This is a genomic window from Arthrobacter sp. 10T425 (assembly GCF_056393985.1).
Map to the genome: position 1 here is coordinate 76,696 of NZ_JBFTGZ010000004.1, position 15,780 is coordinate 92,475.

18 protein-coding genes are annotated in these 15,780 nt (G+C 69.4%); 11 read left to right on the plus strand and 7 right to left on the minus strand.

Going from position 1 to position 15,780, the window contains the following annotated elements:
• Positions 1 to 45: 45 nt before the first annotated feature.
• Entirely contained in the window at positions 46 to 1,113 is a 1,068-nt protein-coding gene (locus AC1DDH_RS06190; protein WP_476955060.1) for a quercetin 2,3-dioxygenase, read from the minus strand.
• Positions 1,114 to 1,431: 318 nt separating this feature from the next.
• Between AC1DDH_RS06190 and AC1DDH_RS06195 the strand changes: the two genes are divergently transcribed.
• Both AC1DDH_RS06195 and AC1DDH_RS06200 read left to right on the plus strand, forming a co-directional pair.
• Positions 1,432 to 1,587 carry a hypothetical protein gene (locus AC1DDH_RS06195; RefSeq protein WP_476849555.1) on the plus strand — a complete coding sequence of 52 codons (156 nt, stop codon included), beginning with the start codon at positions 1,432 to 1,434 and terminating at the stop codon, positions 1,585 to 1,587.
• A 263-nt stretch (positions 1,588 to 1,850) separates the two neighbouring features.
• The gene (locus AC1DDH_RS06200; RefSeq protein ID WP_028276773.1) at positions 1,851 to 2,183 is read left to right on the plus strand and encodes a YegP family protein; all 333 of its coding nucleotides are present in this window, start codon (positions 1,851 to 1,853) and stop codon (positions 2,181 to 2,183) included.
• A 70-nt stretch (positions 2,184 to 2,253) separates the two neighbouring features.
• Here AC1DDH_RS06200 and AC1DDH_RS06205 read toward each other — a convergent pair whose 3' ends face one another.
• Together AC1DDH_RS06205 and AC1DDH_RS06210 are read right to left on the minus strand one after the other, a co-directional pair.
• Positions 2,254 to 2,520 (minus strand): hypothetical protein, encoded by a 267-nt coding sequence (locus tag AC1DDH_RS06205; RefSeq protein WP_018772760.1) that lies wholly within the window; start codon positions 2,518 to 2,520, stop codon positions 2,254 to 2,256.
• 130 nt (positions 2,521 to 2,650) lie between these two features.
• Positions 2,651 to 3,322, minus strand: a complete 672-nt coding sequence (locus tag AC1DDH_RS06210; RefSeq protein WP_476955061.1) for a hypothetical protein — start codon at positions 3,320 to 3,322, stop codon at positions 2,651 to 2,653.
• Positions 3,323 to 3,859: 537 nt separating this feature from the next.
• Here AC1DDH_RS06210 and AC1DDH_RS06215 point away from each other — a divergent pair.
• The 4 genes from AC1DDH_RS06215 to AC1DDH_RS06230 all read left to right on the plus strand — a co-directional run bounded on the left by AC1DDH_RS06215 (position 3,860) and on the right by AC1DDH_RS06230 (position 9,247).
• A complete protein-coding gene (locus tag AC1DDH_RS06215; protein ID WP_230011359.1) occupies positions 3,860 to 4,366 on the plus strand; it encodes a sigma-70 family RNA polymerase sigma factor in 507 nt (168 codons plus the stop codon).
• Complete coding sequence (locus AC1DDH_RS06220) at positions 4,363 to 5,079, plus strand: anti-sigma factor family protein (RefSeq protein WP_230011360.1); 717 nt, start codon at positions 4,363 to 4,365, stop codon at positions 5,077 to 5,079. Before AC1DDH_RS06215 ends, AC1DDH_RS06220 begins: the two co-directional genes overlap by 4 nt.
• A 63-nt stretch (positions 5,080 to 5,142) precedes the next feature.
• Positions 5,143 to 7,836, plus strand: a complete 2,694-nt coding sequence (hrpB, locus tag AC1DDH_RS06225; RefSeq protein ID WP_476955062.1) for an ATP-dependent helicase HrpB — start codon at positions 5,143 to 5,145, stop codon at positions 7,834 to 7,836.
• 187 nt (positions 7,837 to 8,023) lie between these two features.
• Positions 8,024 to 9,247 (plus strand): macrolide family glycosyltransferase, encoded by a 1,224-nt coding sequence (locus AC1DDH_RS06230; protein WP_476955063.1) that lies wholly within the window; start codon positions 8,024 to 8,026, stop codon positions 9,245 to 9,247.
• Between the two features lie 23 nt (positions 9,248 to 9,270).
• On the opposite strand, the gene AC1DDH_RS06235 is transcribed toward AC1DDH_RS06230, so the two are convergent.
• Complete coding sequence (locus AC1DDH_RS06235; protein WP_476955064.1) at positions 9,271 to 9,960, minus strand: alpha/beta hydrolase family protein; 690 nt, start codon at positions 9,958 to 9,960, stop codon at positions 9,271 to 9,273.
• 70 nt (positions 9,961 to 10,030) lie between these two features.
• Here AC1DDH_RS06235 and ligD point away from each other — a divergent pair, with 70 nt between their 5' ends.
• Both ligD and AC1DDH_RS06245 read left to right on the plus strand, forming a co-directional pair.
• Positions 10,031 to 11,056 (plus strand): non-homologous end-joining DNA ligase, encoded by a 1,026-nt coding sequence (gene ligD, locus AC1DDH_RS06240; protein WP_476855982.1) that lies wholly within the window; start codon positions 10,031 to 10,033, stop codon positions 11,054 to 11,056.
• 67 nt (positions 11,057 to 11,123) lie between these two features.
• Positions 11,124 to 11,261 carry a hypothetical protein gene (locus AC1DDH_RS06245; RefSeq protein ID WP_164468558.1) on the plus strand — a complete coding sequence of 46 codons (138 nt, stop codon included), beginning with the start codon at positions 11,124 to 11,126 and terminating at the stop codon, positions 11,259 to 11,261.
• On the opposite strand, the gene AC1DDH_RS06250 is transcribed toward AC1DDH_RS06245, so the two are convergent.
• On the minus strand, positions 11,251 to 11,517 hold the full coding sequence (locus tag AC1DDH_RS06250) for a hypothetical protein (RefSeq protein WP_476849564.1): 267 nt from the start codon (positions 11,515 to 11,517) through the stop codon (positions 11,251 to 11,253). The genes AC1DDH_RS06245 and AC1DDH_RS06250 overlap by 11 nt on opposite strands.
• Positions 11,518 to 11,727: 210 nt before the next feature.
• A complete protein-coding gene (locus AC1DDH_RS06255; RefSeq protein WP_476886615.1) occupies positions 11,728 to 12,075 on the minus strand; it encodes a hypothetical protein in 348 nt (115 codons plus the stop codon).
• 213 nt (positions 12,076 to 12,288) lie between these two features.
• Between AC1DDH_RS06255 and AC1DDH_RS06260 the strand changes: the two genes are divergently transcribed.
• The 3 genes from AC1DDH_RS06260 to AC1DDH_RS06270 all read left to right on the plus strand — a co-directional run bounded on the left by AC1DDH_RS06260 (position 12,289) and on the right by AC1DDH_RS06270 (position 15,126).
• Positions 12,289 to 13,572, plus strand: a complete 1,284-nt coding sequence (locus AC1DDH_RS06260; RefSeq protein ID WP_476886614.1) for a class I SAM-dependent methyltransferase — start codon at positions 12,289 to 12,291, stop codon at positions 13,570 to 13,572.
• 71 nt (positions 13,573 to 13,643) lie between these two features.
• Positions 13,644 to 14,681: a pirin family protein gene (locus AC1DDH_RS06265; RefSeq protein ID WP_476886613.1), complete on the plus strand. Its 1,038-nt coding sequence runs from the start codon at positions 13,644 to 13,646 to the stop codon at positions 14,679 to 14,681.
• A gap of 97 nt (positions 14,682 to 14,778) precedes the next feature.
• The gene (locus AC1DDH_RS06270) at positions 14,779 to 15,126 is read left to right on the plus strand and encodes a GNAT family N-acetyltransferase (RefSeq protein ID WP_476872601.1); all 348 of its coding nucleotides are present in this window, start codon (positions 14,779 to 14,781) and stop codon (positions 15,124 to 15,126) included.
• 30 nt (positions 15,127 to 15,156) lie between these two features.
• On the opposite strand, the gene AC1DDH_RS06275 is transcribed toward AC1DDH_RS06270, so the two are convergent.
• The gene (locus AC1DDH_RS06275) at positions 15,157 to 15,735 is read right to left on the minus strand and encodes a TMEM175 family protein (RefSeq protein WP_028276784.1); all 579 of its coding nucleotides are present in this window, start codon (positions 15,733 to 15,735) and stop codon (positions 15,157 to 15,159) included.
• Between the last annotated feature and the right edge of the window lie 45 nt (positions 15,736 to 15,780).

Genomic DNA, 15,780 nt, shown 5'->3' on the forward strand with positions numbered 1-15,780 from the left:
GACCTGCAGCCGGACCGGAAAACCGGGTCAGATGCCCCGGTCCGGCTAGATGTCCAGCGCAGCCCTGCGCTGCGGCGGGGGACCCACCACGGTCAGGTCCATCTCGGCCTGGGCCCGGCCGAAGCCCTCCATGTCCATGTAGGGCTCGCCGCCCTCGGTGTACATGTAGTCCTCCGTGGGCTTGTTGAAGTACTCGAAGAAGCCGTTGAAGACCGACGGCGTCAGGAACCCGACCATCTGGGTGTTGTGGGAATCGAAGGCGAAGGAGTGGATGGTCCCGGCCGGGGCGTGGAGGAAGTCGCCCTTGGTGAGCAGCACTTCGCGGCCGTTGGCGTAGATCCACATCCGGCCCTCGGTGCAGAGGAAGTTTTCCGTGTGCTGTTCGTGGAAGTGCAGCGGAATGTAGGGGGACTTGGCACCCTTGGTGTGGACGGCGAAGTAGTTCGATCCCGTGTTCGCCGGCCGGGACAGGTACGTGAACATGGTCTGGTAGCTGACCATCCGCTCGCCCTCGCCGGCACTGAGGAAGTACGGGCTCTGGGCCGCCGGCAGCCCGGCGTCCTGCCGGAAAGACGGTGCCACCCGTTCGACGTCGGGGAACGTCATGCCGAATTCGGCTCCTACCGCCGCGCACTCCTGCAGGCTGGGCTTCCGGCCCGGGGTGACAGGAGGGACGTGCGAATCGATGGGTGTGCCGACGCGTTCGTAGTAGGCCTCGGCGCCGCCCGGGGTCATCCAGTTCAGGAACCGGGTGTAGTGGCTTGCCATCCGGTACGCGTGCGGGGTTCCCGGCGGGATCACCACGGAATCCCCGGGAGTCAGGATGCGGCTTTCGCCCGGCAGCCAGACGTGCAGGACGCCGTCGAAGACATACAGCGTTTTGTGTTCCACCGCGTGGCTCACAAACGGTGATTCGGCCCCCATGCCGCCGGAGATGTAGGCGGCGCTGAAAATGCCGCCGGTGTCCGCCGCCCGGGCGATCACCGTGACCAGCTGGCCGTTGATCTCATAGCGGGCGCCTTCGCCCGACGCCATGTAGTACGGGACGGCGTCGCCCGGCAGCACATTCGCCAACGGGAGCTCTTTGTTCATTTCCTCAACGCTGAGGGACATCGCATCCTTCTTTCCTGTCTGTGGAGCGCGGGCTGCCCCCAAGACTGCCCCTGATTCTCCGCCGCGGCGACCTCCATTTCCAATGGATGAAACACTTCTGCCCGTCGCCCCGGGCTGTTGGGCGCCGGAAGCCGTTGGCGGCGGCCTGCGGGCGGTCACGGGTAGGCGCCCGCCGCCTTTCGCCGATACGGTCCAAAGTCCCTGTTTTGGTGTCAGTGCTCCCGGTTAGTCTTGCGTGAGGCGCATGGCGGTCCGTAATGCGAGCCGGTGCGCCTCCAGCCAAGAACAATGGGGGGTACGTTGTCCAACGATTCAGTCATGACCTGGTTTCCCGGCGACGCAGGCCGCACCGCGGCAGCCGAGCCTTCAGAGCGGAGCGAGGCCGTCGCCCCCTCCTGGGACCGCGTCATCCCTCAAGGGTCTCCCGGCGCCAGCCGCGGTGACTACTGCCGCGACCATTGGCCGCCCCTGTAGGGGTACCGCGGAGGCGCCAGTGTTCCTGCCCGCGGCGGACCCAGACGGCGGTTGCCCGCGCACGGCTGTTGGCTTCTATTTACCTGGGATTTACGTGACTTGCCTTGTGGGCGTTCCACGGCCGCAGCGAGACTTTAATGACGGGCTGACATCATCCGTTCAGCCTCAGGGACAAACCAAACCAGCGGGCAGCAGCGACGCTTTCCCCTTCACCCCGTGGCAATGATGTCCGGACGGGGAGCCCGCGAATCGGGAGGATCGCCATGGCCGGCACATTTGAACTCTTCGTTGACGCCGATGCCTGCTTCAGGTTTCGGCTCAGGGCACCGGACGGGGCAGTACTGGCCGTGTCAAAGGGCTTCGCGGACAAGCCTGCAGCGGTTGCCGGCATCACCGCGGTGCGCGAGTACGCCGGCATGGGGCTGATCAGTGATCTGTGCCCGGAGCCGCCGGCAAGTCCGGCGGCTCCGCGGCCGAGAAGCACTCCGACTCCGGTGCCCGGCGTCGACCGGCGGGTGCACGACAACGACCTCCGTATCCGCGCCCGCGCCCTCCGCCGCCCGGCGCACGGGCCGGGCGCGGTAGGCGTCGGCTGATCCGGCAGGGCCCACGGCGACCCGGCCGCGGCAAACGGCCCAGGCGGACGTTGGGTGGCCAGGGGCGCCGCTACGGGTCCATTCCGGCGTGCACCGGAACGAATTCGATCTTGTTCGCGGGCTGAACCGTTTTCTTGGGCGCCCGCGAGAACCCCTTGGCATCCAGGTGGTTCTGCGCCCGGTACTCTGCCAGGGCCTCGTCGTAGATGCCGTTGAGCCGGTGCCCGGAATAGACGTGTTCTGAGCCATCGGTGAACGTGATGCTGATGAGCGACTTTTCCGGGAAGTGCCGGTTCATGCGGATGAACCCCTCGGCGTCTTGCTTGAGATTGATCATGTGGTTCCCACTTTCGTGATCGAGTTGATCCAGTCTCCCGCCTTCGCTGTGACTAAACCAACCGGCCAGGACCAGCCGGCTTCCTCCAGCGGGCCAGGCCACCCTGCTCGATGGGGATTAGGCCGTGCCCCTATTGGGGGGCATACGCGTCCACCGCTTGCTGCAGCACGGGGCTGAAGCGGTCCCAGGAATCGGCCGGCGTGGCCACAACCAGGACGCTGCTTCCCCGGGTTCCTGCAACGAGGCAGGCTATTTCACGGTATTTGTGGGCACCGATCCGCGTTACATAGGTGTCTTCCACGCAGGAACCGGTGCCTCCCCGGAACCCCATTCCGGCGCGGTACTGCAGCCGGCTCGCGGATGCGGCGTTCTCGCCCGTGAGATGGGCCAGCCGGAATTCGGGCCAATTAGCCAGCGACTCGTCGCCCTGCTGCGGCGTGGCATTGAGATAGATCTGGAGGTCCCCGTCGGGGGCGGTGACGGTCGCGGACACGCTGCCGGGGTCGCCCGGCACGGGAGCGGCATCAGGCGGGATGGCCAGCACGGCTGTGGTGTCCGGAAGCTCCAGCGGCTGCCATCCTGCCGGGGCCGGTCCGGAACGGAACCACGCGAACGGGGTGGGGCCGGAGGCAGGCGCCGCCGTCTGGTTCCCGGCCGGACTGCCGCACGCGCTGAGGGCCAAAGCCGCTAGCGCCGCCGGCACCCCGAACAGGAGCCCCCTGCCGGGGCCCGGCCCAAGCGCCCCGTGGCTGCTACCTGTTGCCGTCACCGTCGTCCGGTCCTCCGTTGTTGTCGGCATCATGATCGTTTCCGGCAGGCACCCGGGCGGGCGGCGGAACCATGGGCCGCGGCGCCGGTGGAACGACGCGCCGCGGGGCGGGCGCCGGCGGCCGGATCATGGGTGCCGGGGCGGGCGGAGCAGCGTACCGTGGCGGAGCCGGCACAACGGGCGGGGCAACGGTCGACGGCGGAGCCAGCACAACGGGCGGGGCAACCGTCGACGGCGGAGCCGCGTTGCCGGCTGGGTCCTTGGGCGACGGCGTGGGGGTCCCCGTCGCAGGAACTGACGGGACTGTGTAGGGGGCCGGTGCCGGCGTCGCTGTGCGCCCGGCGAAGCAGGCCCCCAGCAGCAGGATGGCGCCCAACGCCGCGGCGGCAGTCGCCGGGCGAAGAATCTTCATTGTGCTCTCCTTTGGGATGGCCGGCCAGGGGCGGCCGGACCTGTCCCTACAACGGTTCCGGCAGCCTGCAGGTTCAACGCGGGCTGCGGCCATCGACCGCGCCGGGCGTAAGTGAACTGTTTGCCGCCCGGCGTCGTCCTACCTCCAAGGAGGCGGAAATGTCCGATCAGGAGGCCGAGTTACTGCGATCGCTGCAGGAGGCTTACGGCCCGGCGCTATGGCGGTTCGTCATGGGGATGACCCGTGACAGCGCCCTGGCGGATGACGTCGTGCAGGAGACGCTGATCCGCGCGTGGAAACACCCGGCGATTCTGCGGCGCCCGGAGACGGCGGTGCGGGCCTGGCTTTACACGGTTGCCCGCAACCTCGTCATTGATGACCGGCGCAGCGCCCGGCGCCGGCACGAAACGGGAACCGATCAGCTGCCTGAGATTCCGGAGGCGGACCGGGTCGACAGGATCCTGGACGGGTGGCTTGTCTCGGATGCGCTCGCCGGGCTGTCCGCCGAGCACCGGGCCGTCGTCATTCATTCGTACTATTTGCGGGAGACGACCGCCGAGATCGCGCAAAATCTTCAACTGGCCGAGGGAACAGTGAAGTCGCGCCTGCACTACGCGCTGAGGGCGATGCGGCTGGCCCTGCAGGAGGGAGGCGTGACGCCATGAACCAGAACGGAACCGATGAGTACCGCCGCTGGGATGCCGCGTACGTGCTGGGTTCCCTCATCTCCTCGGAGCGGCGCGAGTTCGAGGAGCACTTGTCCGGCTGCGCGGGCTGCAGGGCCGCCGTCGCCGACCTTGCCGGACTGCCGTCGCTGCTGGCAGCACTCTCACCCGAGGAAGCCCAGTCCCTCGGGCGGACGGACGGCGAACGGCGGACGCCGACGTTGCAGCCCGGGCTGGCGCATAAGGTCCAGCGCGGCCGCCGGCGCACCCGCCTGGCTGTCGCCGGGATCATGCTGGGCGCCGCTGCCGCCGCAGGCGCGGTTTACGTTGAGGTCACGGCCTCCCCGCCCCCGGCTGCCCAGATCCAGGCCGCATCCGCGACGGCCCTGGACTTCACGCCGGTCGCCGACAGCGCCATGGTGGCCACCGGATCCCTGACCACGCAGCCGTGGGGAACGCAGATCGACTGGCAGTGCACGTACACGCCGTCCCCGGCCGACTACGCTCTGCCGGGTGGTCTCCGCGCGCCGGAAGAGTACGGATTGGTGGTTGTCGACTCCCGCGGCGCCACGACCCAGGTGGCCACCTGGACGGCAACGCCGGGGACAGTGGCGACGCCGACGGCCACCACGGTTGTCCCGAGAGCCGATATCCGCAGCATTGAAATCCGCGCCGTCGCGAGCGGCAAGACGCTGCTGGCCGCGCGCCCGTAGCGCCGGCACAGCGGCGCGGCGCCGGATGGATGGCCAGGACTCCATTGCAGGGACAATGGAGGCGTGACTTCCGCGACCGCACCCCTGGACCCAGCCTGCGCGAAGGGCCTCTTCGACCTCGGCGCCATCGGGGCTGGCCTGGCTTTTGCTGAATCGCTGGGAGCCCTCGCGGCGGCATTGCAAGCCGGTGGTGCGGGGGCGTCCGCGGTGGTGCAGGCGCCTCCTGGGACAGGCAAGACAACACTGGTGCCGCCGCTGCTCGCCAACATCGCCGCCGGCGTGGGGGGCGGGCGCCCGCGGATCGTGGTTACCCAGCCGCGCCGCGTCGCTGCCCGTGCGGCCGCCCGGCGCCTGGCCGCCCTGGACGGCACCCGGCTCGGCGACCGCGTGGGCTACACGGTCCGCGGGGAACGCCAGACCGGCCCCGGCACCGTGATCGAGTTCGTTACCCCCGGCATCCTGCTGCGCCGCCTCCTCGCGGACCCGGGGCTCGAGGGCACGGACGCCGTGATCCTCGATGAGGTCCACGAACGCGGGCTGGAGACCGACCTCCTCGTTGGCATGCTCGCCGAAGTCCGCCAGTTGCGCGGCGACCTCGCCCTCGTCGCCATGTCGGCCACCCTCGATGCCCCCCGCTTCGCCGCCTTGATTGGAGACGCGCTGATCGGTGCGGCGGCGGACGGAAATGACGACGGCGGCGGGCCGGCACCGGTCATCGACTGTCCGTCCGTGCTGTTTCCGCTGGACGTGGAATGGGCCCCCGCGCCGGCGCCGCGGCTGGATGAGCGGGGCGTGGCCCGGGCCTTCCTGGACCATGTGGCCGACACGGCAGCGGCCGGGCACGCGGCCGCGTTGGCTGGCGGACGGGATCTGGACGCCCTGGTGTTTGTTCCCGGCGCCTGGGAGGTTTCCTACGTGGCTGCGCGGCTCCGCGGCCGGAGCCGCGCCGAGGTTCTGGAACTCCACGGCCAGGCCCCGCCGGCGGAGCAGGACCGCGCCGTCTCCGGGCGTGAGCCCGGCGGGGCTGCCCGGATCATCGTTTCCACCGCACTCGCCGAGTCCTCCCTCACTGTTCCGGGCGTCCGGCTGGTCATCGATTCCGGGCTTTCCCGCGAGCCGCGGCGCGACGCCGGCCGCGGAATGTCCGGACTCGTGACGGTGTCCTGCTCCCGGGCGTCCGCGGACCAGCGTGCCGGCCGTGCCGCACGCCAGGGCCCGGGAACGGTGATCCGCTGCTATGACCAGCGGGCCTTTGGCGCTGCGCCGGCGCACCCCGCGCCGGAGATCGCGGCAGCTGACCTGACCGGCGCCGCCCTGGTCCTGGCCTGCTGGGGATCCCCCGGCGGCCGGGGACTGGCGCTGCCGGACGCGCCGCCCCGGGCCGCGATGGACGAGGCCGTCGAAGTGCTGCGGGAACTCGGCGCCGTCACCGCGGAGGGTCACGCAACCGAGGTGGGCAAGACCCTGGCCCGGGTCCCGACTGATCCCCGGCTGGCCCGCGCCCTGCTGGACGGCGCCGCGACGGTGGGCTACCGCACGGCGGCCGAGGCCGTTGCCCTGGTCTCGGGGGACCAGCGCGCACCGGGCGCAGACCTCACCAGGCTGCTTGCCGCGCTGCGGACGGGCCGGGATCCCGGATCCCGGCGCTGGTCGGAGGACGTCCGGCGGATGGAGTCAATCGCCCGGCAGGAATCCACCGGTGGCGGGCATCAGAAGCCATCCGGCGCCGCGCCGCTTGCATCTGCTGGGGCCGTTGGTGCCGCGGAGGCGGTCGGGTTCGTCGTCGCCCTGGCTTTCCCGGACCGGGTGGCGCGCCGCGTTCCGGGCCAGGGGCCGGCGCAATACCTGCTGACCTCCGGAACGCGGGCCGGGTTGCCGGCCGGCAGCGCCCTGTCCGGGCACGAATGGCTGGGAGTGGCCGAAGTGTCCCGCGCACAAGGGCGCGACGCCGCGGGGACCGGTGCCGTCATCCGCTCTGCGGCGCCGCTGAGCGCGGACACCGCAGAGGCCGCCGCCGGCAACCTCCTGAGCGACACGCTGCAGGCGCGGTTTAGCCAGGGCCGGGTCTCGGCCCGGCGGGAGCGCCGCCTGGGCGCGATCGTGCTCTCGTCCACCCCGGTGCGGCCTCCTGCGGAGGAGGGCCGCGCAGCCGTGGCCCGCGCCCTGGCCAGCGAGGGGCTGGCCACCATCGGATGGTCGAACGCGGCGGACGGCTTGCGCCGCCGTCTTGCCCTACTGCACCGGGAGCTGGGCGGGGCATGGCCCGACGTTTCCGAACCGGCGTTGCTGGCCCGGCTGCAGGACTGGCTGGCCCCGGAGCTCGCGGCGTTGGCCGGCGGGGCGTCGACGGGCGGGATCGACCTCGCCGGCCCGCTGAGCCGGCTGCTGCCGTGGCCCGAGGCGGCCCGGCTGGGCGAACTGGCACCCGAGTCGCTGGCGGTCCCCAGCGGATCCCGGATCCGGATCGATTACCCGGACGCGGCAGACGCCACCGGCCGGCCCGTAGTGGCCGTCAAGCTGCAGGAGTGCTTTGGCTGGGCCGAGACGCCGCGGCTGGCCGACGGGCACGTGCCGGTGCTGTTCCACCTGCTCTCGCCGGCCCGCCGGCCCCTGGCCGTGACAGACGATCTCGCATCCTTCTGGTCCGGGCCCTACGCCCAGGTCCGGGCCGAAATGCGCGGCCGCTATCCGCGGCATCCGTGGCCTGAAGACCCATGGACCGCACCCGCGACAGCCCGGACCAAGCCGCGGAACTGACGCCGGACCAGCAGCCCGGCGCTGCCAACTGACCACTCGCGCCGCCCGGGCAACAGGGGCATGATGAAGGAGCACGACACCGGCGGGCCTCCCGGCCCGCGGGACGCCGGGCAAACAGGCCGGTCAAACGGGCGGGTCAAACCTGCCCGTCAAACAAAAATCAGCCACGCGATGAAGAGTGATGGCCATGCACCTTGCGTTCGTCTCCATTCCCGCCTACGGACACGTGAACCCGACCCTGCCGCTGGTGGCGGAGCTCGTGGCCCGGGGGCACAGGGTCACATATTTCACGTCCGCCGACTTCGGACCGCTGATCCGCAAGGCCGGCGCGGACTTTCACGCGTCCGGCGGGAACTGGATGGCATCGCTGCCCGCCCTGGGGCCCGGGCAGCGGGCACAGGCGCACCTGATGCTGCCGATCATGCACCGCGTGTTCGAGGACCTCAGAACCAGCTTTCCGGCGTTGGTCGATCAACTCCGCCAGGACCCGCCGGACGCTATCTGCTTTGACGCGATGACGCTTAGCGGCAGCATGGCGGCGGAAAAGATCGGTGCCCCGGCCATTGCCCTCATGCCCACCTATGCCACCAACGAGCACTTCTCGCTGAGATCGCTGATGCCTGCCCCGCCACCGGACGGCGCCGATGAGATGGCCAAGGTTGCGCTGGCCATGGGCCGATTGCTGGCGGAGTTCGCGGCCGGGCAGGGCGTGCGGACACCGCGGATGTTCGATGGTCCGCCTGCGCCGTTCAACATCGTGTTCCTACCCCGCGAATTCCAGCCCATGGGGGCGACCTTCGATGACCGGTTCCGGTTTGTGGGTCCCAGCGTCGGCGGCCGGGATACCGACGGCGAATGGGAGCGTGAGGGAACGGGACCGCTGTTGTTTATTTCGCTGGGCACCACCCCGCTGAACCGCCGGCCGGACTTCTTCCGGATGTGCCTTGATGCCTTCGGCGGAAGCGAGTGGAACGTCGCGATGGCCGTTGGGGACCAGACCAGCCTGGCCGATCTCGGCACGATTGCGCCGAACGTCCGGGTCCGGCCGTTCTTCCCGCAATTGCAGGTACTGCGCCGGACCGCCGTCTTCATCACCCACGCCGGCATGAATTCGACCATGGAAGCGCTGTATTACGCCGTCCCAATGGTGGCCGTGCCCCAGCAGCCGGAACAGGCGGCCACCGCCCGCCGGCTGGAAGAACTGGGTCTGGGCCGGCGCCTTGCGCCGGAGGACGTCGGGTCCGACGCGCTCCGGGCCGCGGTCACCGCGGTCCATACGGACGAGCTGGTCCGGCGCAACCTGGTCGCGATGCGCGATGTTGTCCGCAGCGCGGGAGGGGCCGTGGCTGCCGCCGACGCCATCGAGGCGCGTGTGCAGCACGGGGCGGGCCGGTTCGGCGACGTCGGTTAGGCCGGGCCGTGACGCCAGACCGGTCAGGGGAGCGCGGCCGCGGGATTATCGCCGTGTGTTTTCAGGAAGTCGGCGACCGTCGCCGCCAGTGACGCGCCCGCCTCGTCGGCACTGCGCTTCGCGCCGGCAACGGCAAAGGAGTGGTCCCCGCCTTCGCGCCACTCCACGGTCGCGGACGGCCCGATTTTGGCCGCCACGGCCTCGAGCAGTTCCGGGGTGGCGAACGTGTCCCGCGTGCCCTGCAGGAACAGCATCGGCAGCGTCAGCCCGTAGAGGTGCTCGTCGCGGAGCTTTTCCGGTTTCCCCGGCGGGTGCAGCGGGTAGCCCAGATAGACCAACCCGGCGGCAGGCATGCCTTCCGCGACGGCCATTGAGGCCATGCGTCCGCCGAACGATTTCCCGGCGGCCCACAACGGCCGGCCCGCGGAACGGAACGCGGCTGCGGCCATGGCCGCCCGCCAGGTGGCGATGGCAGCCGGCGGCCGGTCCGGGAATTTTCGTCCGGCCTCGCGGTAGGGGAAGTTGAAGCGCAGGGTGGCGACGCCGAGTTCGTTCAGGGCGCGGGTGAAGCCCACAAGGAACGGATGGTCCATTCCCGCCCCGGCGCCGTGGGCAACGACCAGGGTTGCGAAGGAGTCCTCGGGGCCGGCAAAGACGCCCGACACTGCGGCGTCGCCGACTTCAAGGGTGATCGGGAACTCGGGCGTTGTCATGTGTCCATCATGCCGGGTGGACAGCTGTTCCGCTCTTCAACTGTCCACGCCGCCGGGGTAGGTTGTCCCCATGGCCAAGGAAGAAGTCCACCTCACCGTCAGCGGTCCGCACGGCGACCGGGAGTTGCGGGTGTCCAGCCCGGCTAGGGTTCTCTGGCCCGGCCCGGGACTGACCAAGCTGGACCTGGCCCGGTACCTGGTGGACGTCGGGGACGCCTTCCTGGCCGCGAACGGGGACCGGCCGGTAACGCTCCAGCGGTTCAAGGACACGGTGGACGGCGAGCAATTCTTCTCCAAGAACCCGCCCAAGGGTGCCCCGGACTTCATCCGCGCCGTCGACGTCGTCTATCCAAGCGGACGCACGCATCCCCAGCTGGTCATTGACGAAATCGCCGCCGCGGTGTGGGCGGTGCAGATGAATACGGTGGTCTTCCACCCCTGGGCCTCCCGGGCCGGCAAACCGGATTATCCGGACGAGTTGCGGATCGACCTCGACCCGCAGCCCGGTACCGGGTTCGTCGATGCCGTTCCGGTTGCACGCGAGTTGCGGCGCGTACTCGCGGAGGCCGGGCTGGAGGCCTTCATCAAGACCTCGGGCAACCGGGGGCTTCACGTCTTTGCCCCGATCGAGCCGACCCGGGAGTTCCTGGACGTGCGCCACGCCGTCATCGCGGCAGCCCGCGAACTCGAGCGTCGGATGCCCGCGCAAGTCACCACCGCGTGGTGGAAAGAGGAACGCGGCGCCCGCATCTTCGTCGACTTCAACCAGGCGAACCGCGACCGCACGATCGCGGGGGCCTACAGCCCGCGCGCACTCGCCAACGCGACGGTGTCGTGCCCGATCCGCTGGGAAGAGCTCGGGTCCGTCGACCCGGCTGATTTCACGATCGCCACCGTTCCGGAGCGGCTCAAAGTTTCCGGCGATCCGTGGGAGGGCATGCACGCAGGCGGCGCCGGCTCCGTCGATCTTTTGCTGGAATGGTGGAACAGGGACCTCGAAGCCGGGCTGGGGGAGCTGCCGTTCCCGCCGGACTTCCCGAAGATGCCGGGGGAACCGCCGCGGGTGCAGCCGAGCCGGGCGCGCAACAGCGGCTGAGGCTGCCCGCGCGGACGGGCAACACCCGCCGGCCCATCCGTGGCCGCTCCTGCATCGAATTACCGGCATGAGCAAGTCGGAGAAGAAGAACCTGCGGTATTGCGACTACTACTGCTTCATGTCGCTGAAGGACTTCGCGGCCTGGGTCGACGCCGACGACGACCGGGAACCCGCCATGTCCTACGCCGGGACCCCTACCAGGTAAGTTCCTGGGCCTTTATTACGTAGTGGCCGTCCCGCTCGGTGAACGTGGCCCGGTACCCGCGTTTGACCCCGTTAACCACCATCTGGCAATCCGTATGCGTGTTGACCTTGATATCCGGGAAGTTCTTGCACTCCACTTCGGAAATCGTGACACCAGGGTCCGTGGGTTTGGCGCGGGCCTTGATCCGCTCGGCCAGAACCTTGCCGCTGGTTTGCGGATCGAAGACCACCACCGACGGCGGGGCCGTCGCCGTCACCGTGGTTGTGGGGCCCGGTATGGCCGGGGGAGCGCCGCAACCCGTCATCAGGAGCGCCGCGCCCAGGCTTGCTGCACATGCAGTTCTGAATAAGTTCATCGTCGATCAAGTCCGTCCGACGCCCGACCACAGGGCTGCCCGAGACCCAGGCTGCCAGACCCAACGATGCCCGGACGGGCTTGGGGAATCCTTGGCCCTGCGGCCGCGGTGCTAGCGGTGGGAACGGACACTGCGAAGAATGCCGCGGATCGAAACGCCAACGGCGCACACCAGAGGGGCCAGCGCCACCAGAAGGACGACGGTGTTGGGCCGGAACGTCATGCGGCCCGAGGAGCCCTTGGCGTAGACGCCCAGGGGCAAGACGAAGCCGCCGCCCCCGCCTCCACTTCCGCCGCTGCCGGGCTGGGCGTCTTCCGGGCTGCTGCCTCCGCCGAAGCCGAAGGACACCACCGCTACCGGGACGATCTCTTCTCCTGCGATGTTCACGGCGGGCCCGTAGGCCCGGGACACACCGACATTCTTGAACGTGTCCACGAGGGACGAGAAAGACTCAGACATGGGACACACCATAGGCAACAGCACCCCCACGCGCCAGAGGCGTCCGCCGCTGATGCTTTGGGCAGGCGTGGTGTGCAGGGAAGAGGGGAGGGGGGCGGGGAAAGGAATCGGAACCAAAGCTCTGGTTGCCGGGCGTGTCATGCCCTTAGATTTGGAACTGGCGGGCTCAGCCCGCAGCACCGGAGACGAGGCACTGGAATTGAGGCACTGGACATGACGGCATCCACGAATGCGGCTTCACGGCTGGCCGACGCGCTGGCGATCATCCTTGGCACCGACGGCATCCCCCTGCGGCTGAAGGCCTGGGACGGCTCGGAAGCGGGACCGGAAGACGCTCCAGTCGTCGTTTTCCGGTCCCGGCGGGCACTTCGACGGATGCTGTGGTCCCCGGGGCAGCTTGGACTGAGCCGCGCCTACGTGGCCGGCGATATCGAGGCACCAGACGACATCTTCGCCGCCTTCGCGGCCATCAGTGCGGCGGGAAAGTTCGCCGAGCCCGGCCCGTTCCGGCCGCCGACGCCCGGCGAGGTGTTCGCGCTGGTCAAAACAGCCGTCCGGCTCGGCGCGCTCGGGACGAACCCGGCGCCGCCGCCGGAGGAAGCGCGCGTGAGCCGGCACGGGCGGCGGCATTCCATGGGGCGCGATGCCGCGGCCATTTCCCACCATTACGACGTCGGGAACGACTTTTACGCCCTCGTCCTGGGCCCTTCCATGGTGTACTCGTGCGCGGTCTGGGAGTCGGAGGAGACCGGGCTTGACGCCGCCCAGAGCGCCAAGCTCGATCTGGTCTGCCGCAAGTTGGGGCTCCAGCCGGGCATGCGGGTGCTGGATGTGGGATGCGGTTGGGGCAGCCTGGCGCTGCATGCCGCGCAACACTATGGGGCCGACGTCGTCGGGGTGACGCTCTCAGTCGAACAGGCGGCCCTGGCCCGTAAGCGGGCGGCGGACGCCGGACTCACGGACCGGGTGGACATCCGGGTGCAGGACTACCGCGACGTGGACGACGGGCCGTTCGACGCGATCAGCTCCATCGGCATGTCAGAGCATGTAGGGCGCGAGCAGATCCAGCACTATTCTTCCCACCTGCAGGGCCTGCTCCGCCCGGGAGGACGGCTGCTCAACCACGCGATTTCCTGGAACGCCGGCGCGACCCCGCCGGACCCTGACTCCTTCATTCCCCGTTATGTCTTTCCGGACGGTGAGATGCTCAGCCTCTCGGAGATGGTCGCGGCACTCGAATCGGCGGGCCTGGAGATCATGGACGTCGAGGCGTTGCGGCCCCACTATGCCCTGACGCTCAGGGCGTGGGTGCGGAACCTGGAGGAGCACTGGGACGAGGCCGTGCGTTTGGCCGGACTGGGAAGGGCCCGGGTGTGGCGGCTCTACATGGCCGCGAGCGCACTCGGCTTCGAGGCTGGCATCACGGGCGTGAACCAGATCCTGGTCCAGCGCCCGGGCGGCGCGGAACCCCCATTGCGCCGTTCGGCCTGGATGTGAGGCCCGGTCCTGGAAGTCCAGGCCGTGTGCCGAAGGCTGACCCGCGGACCGCGCGAAGCTAGGCTGTCATCATGAGCAATACCGAAGTCGCGCCCCAGGAAATCCTTTGCGAAACGGACAGGACCTGCGCTGGCGTCGAACTCCTGGTTCCGCGGCAGGTCCCGCTGGGCGGCCCGCGCGCGATGGATGTGCGGCGCACCCTTCCGCAGCGCCAGCGCAGCCTCATTGGGGCGTGGTGCTTCCTGGACCACTACGGCCCGGACCAGGTCGGCGATTCCGGCGGCATGAAAGTCCCGCGCCACCCGCACACCGGTCTTCAAACCGTCAGCTGGCTGTTCACAGGCGAAATCGAGCACCGGGATTCGGCCGGCTTCCACGCAGCGGTGCGGCCCGGTGAAGTGAACCTTATGACCGCCGGCCGCGGCATCAGCCATTCGGAATTTTCCACCCCGGACACCACCGTCCTGCACGGCGCGCAGCTGTGGGTGGCGCTGCCGGACACGGCACGCCACATGGCGCCCACCTTTGAGCACTACCGTCCGGAGCCGGTCAGCGGAAACGGCTGGACCATGCGCGTCTTCCTGGGCGCACTCGCCGGGTCCGTCTCGCCCGTCACCACCCACACGCCCCTGCTCGGTGCCGAGCTCCTGCTCGAAGCGGGGACGGAGCTGACGCTCGCAACAGATGCGTCCTTCGAACACGGCCTGCTCGTGGACTCGGGCAACCTCGCCCTGGACGGGCAGCCGGTCCCGACGGACAACCTCGCGTACCTGCCCGTCGGCCACGGGTCCCTGACCCTGGTCGCGGGCAGCGAGGGAGCCCGCGTTCTCCTCATTGGCGGAGAGCCGCTGGGCGAAAAAATCGTGATGTGGTGGAACTTCGTCGGCCGCAGCCATGAGGAGATCGTCGCGTACAGGGACCAGTGGCAGTCCGAGATCGGCGCGGACGCCGGCACTGCGGCCTCCGGCGCGGACGCCGGCACTGAGGACGCCGGCGCGGACGCCGGCGGCCGGGCATCCGACCTGCGGTTCGGCCCGTTCCCGCCCGGCGGCCCCGCCGCTCTCCCTGCCCCGGCCCTGCCGAATGCCCGCATCCGGCCCCGCGGCTGACCTGTTCATTCCGGCAGGCCCATACTGGCAAGCCCAGCCAGCCCTGCACCCGTAAGCCCGACTGCCGGGCCAATCCGGCCCGCTCAAGGAGACCATATTGACCACGATCACCATCAGTAACAACCCGCAGCGCAGCCGTTTCGAAGTGCTCGACGCCGGCACCGTGATCGGCCAGGCCGCTTACGTGGACGACGTCGGGGCGGGCCAGCGGATTTTCTACCACACGGAGATCAACGAGGAATATGGCGGCCGCGGGCTGGCCGGGGTGCTGGCCGCGCAGGCACTCGATGAGACTATCGCCGCGGGCCTCACGATCGTTCCGGTGTGTCCCTACATCAAGAAGTACTTGGGCAAGCACCCGGGCTATGCGGCCCACGTGGTACCGCCGGCCCCGGCGCATCTGCGGTTCCTGAGCGCCTCGCTGGCCCAACGCGTCCGGCAGTAGCCGCTCCGGGACACACCTGCGCCTCTGGACTCACGTGTGTGCGATGAACCGCTCCACACGCCGGTCCGGGATGAGCCAGATCGCGGCGACCACCGAATAGGCGGCGATCCCCAAGAGCGGGTTCACCAGGCTGAGCCCCATCCCGGCGATGTAGAGCGCCGGCGATCCCTTGCCCTTCCAGTCCTGCCCCATGGCCCGGTCCAGCGCGCCGCCGCGTCCCTGCTGGCGGATCAGGGTTGTTTTCAGGATGTAGTAGGCAATGGCGGCGAACAGCAGGTCCAGCCCATAGACGAGGACGGGTACCTCCGCCAGGCCCGTGTCATTTATCCACCGGGTGGTGAAGGGGATGAGGGAGAGCCAGAACAGCAGATGCAGGTTTGCCCAGAGCACCCCACCGTTGATCCGCCCGGCCAGATGCAGCATGTGGTGGTGGTTGTTCCAGTAAATCCCGACATAGATGAAGCTCAGCAGGTAGCTGAGCAGCGTTGGAAGCTCGTGAAGCAGGGCCGGCCAGGTCGGTTCGGCGGGGACGTGAAGCTCCAGCACCATGATGGTGATGACGATCGCCAGCACGCCGTCACTGAAGGCCTCCAGCCGGTTCTTGTTCATGGGCCGCCTTTAGTCAGGGCATCGTGGCAGATGCAACGAGGAACT

What these genes read in the sequence shown, in the direction of transcription:
- AC1DDH_RS06190 (WP_476955060.1), bottom strand. Translation starts at nt 1,113, where the DNA reads ATGTCCCTCAGCGTTGAGGAAATGAACAAAGAGCTCCCGTTGGCGAAT.
- AC1DDH_RS06195 (WP_476849555.1), top strand. Translation starts at nt 1,432, where the DNA reads ATGACCTGGTTTCCCGGCGACGCAGGCCGCACCGCGGCAGCCGAGCCT.
- AC1DDH_RS06200 (WP_028276773.1), top strand. Translation starts at nt 1,851, where the DNA reads ATGGCCGGCACATTTGAACTCTTCGTTGACGCCGATGCCTGCTTCAGG.
- AC1DDH_RS06205 (WP_018772760.1), bottom strand. Translation starts at nt 2,520, where the DNA reads ATGATCAATCTCAAGCAAGACGCCGAGGGGTTCATCCGCATGAACCGG.
- AC1DDH_RS06210 (WP_476955061.1), bottom strand. Translation starts at nt 3,322, where the DNA reads ATGATGCCGACAACAACGGAGGACCGGACGACGGTGACGGCAACAGGT.
- AC1DDH_RS06215 (WP_230011359.1), top strand. Translation starts at nt 3,860, where the DNA reads ATGTCCGATCAGGAGGCCGAGTTACTGCGATCGCTGCAGGAGGCTTAC.
- AC1DDH_RS06220 (WP_230011360.1), top strand. Translation starts at nt 4,363, where the DNA reads ATGAACCAGAACGGAACCGATGAGTACCGCCGCTGGGATGCCGCGTAC.
- AC1DDH_RS06230 (WP_476955063.1), top strand. Translation starts at nt 8,024, where the DNA reads ATGCACCTTGCGTTCGTCTCCATTCCCGCCTACGGACACGTGAACCCG.
- AC1DDH_RS06235 (WP_476955064.1), bottom strand. Translation starts at nt 9,960, where the DNA reads ATGACAACGCCCGAGTTCCCGATCACCCTTGAAGTCGGCGACGCCGCA.
- ligD (WP_476855982.1), top strand. Translation starts at nt 10,031, where the DNA reads ATGGCCAAGGAAGAAGTCCACCTCACCGTCAGCGGTCCGCACGGCGAC.
- AC1DDH_RS06245 (WP_164468558.1), top strand. Translation starts at nt 11,124, where the DNA reads ATGAGCAAGTCGGAGAAGAAGAACCTGCGGTATTGCGACTACTACTGC.
- AC1DDH_RS06255 (WP_476886615.1), bottom strand. Translation starts at nt 12,075, where the DNA reads ATGTCTGAGTCTTTCTCGTCCCTCGTGGACACGTTCAAGAATGTCGGT.
- AC1DDH_RS06260 (WP_476886614.1), top strand. Translation starts at nt 12,289, where the DNA reads ATGACGGCATCCACGAATGCGGCTTCACGGCTGGCCGACGCGCTGGCG.
- AC1DDH_RS06265 (WP_476886613.1), top strand. Translation starts at nt 13,644, where the DNA reads ATGAGCAATACCGAAGTCGCGCCCCAGGAAATCCTTTGCGAAACGGAC.
- AC1DDH_RS06275 (WP_028276784.1), bottom strand. Translation starts at nt 15,735, where the DNA reads ATGAACAAGAACCGGCTGGAGGCCTTCAGTGACGGCGTGCTGGCGATC.